The following is a 5,619-nucleotide window of genomic DNA, read 5'->3' as shown; positions in this document are numbered from 1 at the left end:
AGCTATTCTTTGGTGATTTGTGGTGTGTGGTCTGGGGTTATGGTGGCATGCGGACACACTTTTCTTTACTTAACCCTCTAGCACGGCACGTCCACCGCAGCGATGCGGTGGGGTTGGATCGTGAGGCTCTCCCCGGTGGATTCGAGCACCGCGGAGATGGTGGAGGGGGTCATCATCACGATGGAGATCCAGTCATGGCTGGTGGCACCCGCATAGTCCACGTAGTGCAGGCGCACCTGTGTGCCCGCGGTATAGGCGCGGCGCAGCTCGGACATGATCTCCCGCGGCGAGCGGAAGGTCCGGGTGTCCGAGGCCTTCGTGCCGTCCGCCGGGTCCACGGCGATGGCCTGGTCGTGGGCGCGGCGAAAACCCTCCACGGCGCCGTCGATCTCCGAGGCGATCTCGGTGGAGTCCCCAGTGATGTCCATGATGTTGCGCTGGGGAGTATCCACGCGAGACGGGACACGAGCCGAGTGGGGTTCGGTGGCGGAGCCCTGCTGGAATGCCCTGGTGGCGTCGTCAATCAAATACCGCAGGGACTGGGGAACGGACGAGAGACCGCCGGGGGACATGCGATCCAGGAAGGCCTCGATGTCCTTCCATGGGGCGTCATAGCGCTTCGGCCCGATCAGGCTGAATACGTCGCCTTCGCGGCCGTCCTCGCGCACCAGGGTGGCGGTGAGCCCCAGACGGCGGCGAGACTGCAGGTCGGAGGTCATGCGGAACACCGGGGCAGGCAGCAGGTGAACCTCGTCGTAAATGATTAAGCCCCAGTCGCGGGAGTCGAACAGCTCCAGCGCCCGGTATTCGCCCTTCGACTTGCGCGTGACCACTTGGTAGGTGGCGATGGTCACGGGGCGGATCTCCTTCTTCTCTCCGGAGTATTCGCCGATTTCATCCTCCGTCAGGGAGGTGCGGCGCACTAGCTCGTCCTTCCACTGCCTGCCCGCGACGGTGTTCGTCACCAGGATCAGGGTGGTGGCCTTTGCCTTGGCCATCGAGGCCGCGCCGACCATCGTCTTGCCCGCACCACATGGCAGCACTACCACGCCCGAGCCGCCTTCCCAGAAGCTATCGGCCGCCATCTCCTGGTAGTCGCGCAGCTGCCATTCTTCGTGTTCCTGCGACAGCTCGATGGGGTGTGCCTCGCCGTCGACGTATCCCGCCAGGTCCTCTGCGGGCCAGCCGACCTTCAGCAGTTCCTGCTTGAGCCTGCCGCGCTCGGAAGGGTGCACAACGATCGAGTCCTCGTCGATCTCTGCGCCCAACATGGGCTTGATCTTTTTGTGACGCCGGATCTCCGTCAGCACAGCCCTGTCCGTCGTCTCTAGCACGAGCCCGTGCGCTGGGTGCTTGATGAGCTTCAGCCGCCCGTAGCGATCCATCGTGTCGGCAATGTCGATGAGCAGCGGCTGCGGGGCGGGGAACCGCGAGTAGGTTTCCAGCACGTCCATGATCTGCTCCGCGTCGTGCCCTGCCGCGCGGGCGTTCCACAGCGCCAGCGGGGTGATGCGGTAGGTGTGCACGTGCTCCGGCGCGCGCTCCAGCTCCGCGAACGGTGCCAGCGCGGTGCGCGCCTCCTGCGCCTGTTCGTGGTCGATTTCCAGCAGCACGGTCTTATCCGACTGCACAATGAGCGGTCCGTTTCCAATGCCCACGCTGTGTGTCACTTCCTTTTTGTTTATCGACGCCACCGCGACGGTGTTGCTCAAGCCAAAGACATCATTTTACGCTGCAGTGGTGCGAACTCGTGCTCCACTATGCTGAGACCCATGATTGCTCAGACGGGAAATCTGCGCCAATGGCAGTATTTCGTGGCTTTAGCGGAGACCGGTAGTTTTACAGCGGCGGCAGCGCGACTGGGAGTGAGTCAGCCGCCTGTCTCCAATGCCATTAAGCGCTTAGAAGCTGGTGTAGGTACACCGCTATTTATCCGAGGGGCGGGGGAAGTGAAACTAACCGAGGCAGGGTTGACCTTGCTTCCATATGCCCGGGTGATTAATCGCGATCTTCAGACTATGCATTCGATGATTGACGGTATCCGAAGTGGTGCGCAAAGCGGGTTTCGTTTGGCCATCAGTAGTGCGCTTCCAAGCGAGATAGGATCGCGTATTGCAGCAAAGGCACAGCAGCATGATGGAGTAGTTTTGTCGTCACTGCCTTCTGTTGAGATTCTTGCCCGTGTTGAAGAAGGCGCTATTCATGCGGGGCTTGTTCAAGCTCCGGTTCCCTTGGGTACTCACCGCAGTGCGAGGCAGTTTTCTCTGTCACGTGATCTAGTGGTGCCGCCGGGGTATTCAAGGTTGGATAAGACCTTGTCTCAATTGAATCTGCTGGTGGAGAACCTGAATGACAATTCAAGTGCAGCCAGTGGTTTGGCGAGAGAGCTATTTCGGTCGGGTGTGTCTTGCGAAATTAATGATTCAGAGGATGCTCTAGGTAGGGGCTTATTGATTGGAAGAGGGGAGGGGATGTCTTTGGTATTTCGCGGTTTTCACCAGTTTGACAATGCTATTGAGCTTCCTTCCCGTTTCGATTTTTCCGTGGATGTAGTGGTTCGCCGAGGTGGGATGGACAATGGCGCCGAGGCCATGGCGGTCGCCGAAAGAATTTGTCGAAGGATTAACCAATGACTGCACGGATGGAGATGGCCCTGGAAAACGTGTTGACGCGGTCGGGGTGTGAGGGATGGTGGTGTGCATCGCGACTGCACGATGGGGTGACTATCGGACGCAAACAAGACGAGAAAATTACGGTGGCATCCTTATATAAAATCCGGCTCCTCCACCTCACTTTGGAAGCGATTCAACGAGGTGATCTGGATCCTCGTCTTCGTGTTGACGTTGCACCGTCCAAAGGAACTTACGAAGGGTATGGGTTCGCTGCCTTTGATGACGCAGTGAACGTGAGTCTCCGAGACTTAATGAAACAAGTCGCATCGGTGTCAGATAACGTGGCCGCCCACGAGATTTTGCGTCTACTGCCTGCGTGGGCTCGAGAAGCATTTCTTAAACGGTTTCCACCTCATTATGACTTGCAAGATCGGAATAGCTTAGTGACGGCGGAGAAACAATTGCGTCAATATGTTCAATCCCAAGGGGGGAGTAGTACAGATATAGCGTTTTCTGCAGTCTCTTCGTTGGCGGAAATAACTAATGACTTGGAACAGGTTTGGAAAGACGATAGTGCAGCGGTACGTCGATCTATGTGTGAACTCTTGGGGTTGCAGGTGTGGCGTCACCGTGTTCCTTCAGGCTTTCCTCCAAGCGGCGTTGATATCTATGGAAAAACGGGCACTGTAGGACTTCTCCATGGTGAAGCTTCGATTATCCAGGTTGAGGGCGAGGAGCCCATTGTGGTGTCCATCATGCTGAAACAGGTGGTGCCAGAACAAGCAATGAGTACTCACGATGGTGCTATTGGCGAAGTGGCTAGACTGCTCGTGGACGCTCTTCGTTAGAATTTCTGCCACTTGAATACACACTTCTACCATCGCCTATATGTGAATGAAATGAGACAATTGCATTATGTGATATTGGTGGCATCCAATGCGTCTCACTTAACGTCACTCCCATGATGACTAAGCACAATCGTTTCCGTCAGTCGGTGATTGCACTCTGTTCGCTCTCCGCAGTGATGTTGAGCAGCTGTTCAGCTCTACCGTGGGAATCAGACTCAGACGTATTTCTCAAAGCTTTCAACGCGGGAGATGACAGCAAGGCTGCACGGTATCTGGATCATCCAGACCCGGAGCGCGCCCTTCATGAATTTCGGCAGTCACTTCATGGTGTGAAGGTCAACATCGAAAAATCTGATATTTCCAATGGAAAGCAGAATACTCATGTGACTTGGTCCAAAGATGGTGTGGAGTTGGAGAGCAATGGTCGGCTCGTCCTTAGTGGACAGGATGGTAAGCCTCAATGGTTGCCTTCGATCTTCGAAGCTCAGTTGAGCGATGATTCCGCACTCTTTTTTGCTGAAGATAAACAGTACGATCTTCCAATTAAAGATCGCTTGGGCAATGAATATATGACCTGGACGAAAGTTATTCAGGTACGAGGTCGCAAAGATATAGCCTCTAGAGCGCAGGAATTGGCCCAGATTTTTGCACCAGTGTCTCCCACAACGACTAAGGAGTGGATCGAGCAGACCTTGGGAGAGTCTCAGGATGAAGACACCGTGCTCCTCACTTTGAGGCAGGAAGAATTCCGGAAGATACAAGAGCAACTTAGGACCTTTGAGGGAATTTCCACTGTGGAGCAGGGGCGTCTCTTAAGCGTGTCCAAAACTCTTAACTCTCCGCTGGATGCTGAATTGAACAAATATTGGGAGTCAGTGCTCGATGCTAATTCAGGATGGTCGATACGCGCTGAGAGTTCACAAGGTATGACGACGGTAGCCTCTGAGCCGCCTCGCCGAGTTCAGCCAATCGCAACCACTCTGGATAACACACTGCAAAGCGCAGCAAAACAAGCAGTGGACAGTGAGCAACGTGCCGCAGTTCTAGTCGTGCTCAATCCTAGAACAGGAGGTGTCCTTGCCGTTGCACAAAATGACAAGGCAAATAACCAAGGGCCAATCGCACTCACCGGGCTATTCCCACCGGGATCGACGTTCAAAACTGTGACCACAGCGGCGGCACTAGAGGCAGGGGCAGTCAGCATGGATGAGGAACTACCTTGTCCTAGCAATATCACCGTCGCTGGACGCACGATTCCCAACGATCATGACTTCGATCTAGGTAGCGTTCGACTGGAAGAAGCTTTCGCCCAATCATGTAACACAACCCAAGCGGTCATTTCGGATCGTTTGGGAGAAGATGATCTGCAACGGACTGCTTTAGAACTCGGAATTGGCTCCGACTTCGACGTACCAGGGATGACCACACTTACTGGTTCGGTGCCGCGGACACCGGCTGGACCTCCTCGTGTGGAGGCTTCTATTGGACAGGGCGAGGTTCTAGCTAGTCCATTTGGGATTGCGCTCATGCAATCGACTGTCGCTAACGGCGGCTTGCTTGTTCCTCCACAGCTCATTCAAGGCGAACAGACAGTAGTGAATAAACAGGCAGACCAGCATGTCAGCGATACAACTATTCAAAGCCTCCGGACGATGATGAAATCAACAATTGACCACGGTTCAGCTAGGTCGTTGAGTGATCTTAGTGCACTTGGCGGAAAGACTGGTACAGCAGAAATTGATGGCAAGCTTTCCAATGGCTGGTTCGCTGGAACGACAGGGGAATTGGCGATTGCGTCCCTTGTAATCGAAGGAGATTCTTCTCAGCCAGCTGTGGAAATGGCCGGGCGTTTCCTTCGCTCGCCGGATGTTCAGAAATTCTCTGGAATTCAATAAACTTGCGTCATAACCTCTAGCACGGGTTAAGTAAAGAAAAGTGCGTCTTTCCCCCGGGGGAGGGGGGAGAGAATTTTTCCCGGGTGTTCGTCCGGTGGCGTCGTGGTTATTTGACCCAGCCTTTGGCGACTTACCCCAATGCGAGTTACTGACTGCGTTTATGTCAAAAATGGCCTGAAAAATGGCTGGTAGGGTCAGGCGGTCATTGCATCATGGATAACACCAGAGATTACCTCCCGGGGAGTTAACCCGCCGAGCACTACC

The 5,619-nt window shown here is 55.0% G+C and carries 4 protein-coding genes; 3 read left to right on the top strand and 1 reads right to left on the bottom strand.

What is annotated here, in order from left to right; genetic code table 11:
- Nucleotides 1-77: 77 nt before the first annotated feature.
- Nucleotides 78-1,658: a helicase-associated domain-containing protein gene (locus QP995_RS10695; RefSeq protein WP_016421371.1), complete on the bottom strand. Its 1,581-nt coding sequence runs from the start codon at nucleotides 1,656-1,658 to the stop codon at nucleotides 78-80.
- Nucleotides 1,659-1,772: 114 nt separating this feature from the next.
- Between QP995_RS10695 and QP995_RS10690 the strand changes: the two genes are divergently transcribed.
- The 3 genes from QP995_RS10690 (at nucleotide 1,773) to pbp2m (ending at nucleotide 5,355) form a co-directional block, all read left to right on the top strand.
- Complete coding sequence (locus tag QP995_RS10690) at nucleotides 1,773-2,633, top strand: LysR family transcriptional regulator (RefSeq protein ID WP_012360809.1); 861 nt, start codon at nucleotides 1,773-1,775, stop codon at nucleotides 2,631-2,633.
- On the top strand, nucleotides 2,630-3,460 hold the full coding sequence (locus QP995_RS10685) for a serine hydrolase (protein WP_012360808.1): 831 nt from the start codon (nucleotides 2,630-2,632) through the stop codon (nucleotides 3,458-3,460). Before QP995_RS10690 ends, QP995_RS10685 begins: the two co-directional genes overlap by 4 nt.
- A 113-nt stretch (nucleotides 3,461-3,573) precedes the next feature.
- Nucleotides 3,574-5,355, top strand: coding sequence for a penicillin-binding protein PBP2M (gene pbp2m, locus QP995_RS10680; protein ID WP_049172619.1), 1,782 nt, complete (start codon nucleotides 3,574-3,576; stop codon nucleotides 5,353-5,355).
- Nucleotides 5,356-5,619 lie beyond the last annotated feature (264 nt).

Source organism: Corynebacterium sp. MSK032, from assembly GCF_030232065.1.
GTDB classification, from domain to species: Bacteria; Actinomycetota; Actinomycetes; order Mycobacteriales; family Mycobacteriaceae; genus Corynebacterium; species Corynebacterium jeikeium_D.
The sequence above is the reverse complement of the archived record's forward strand: the minus strand, read 5'-3'. Positions and strand labels throughout refer to the sequence as shown.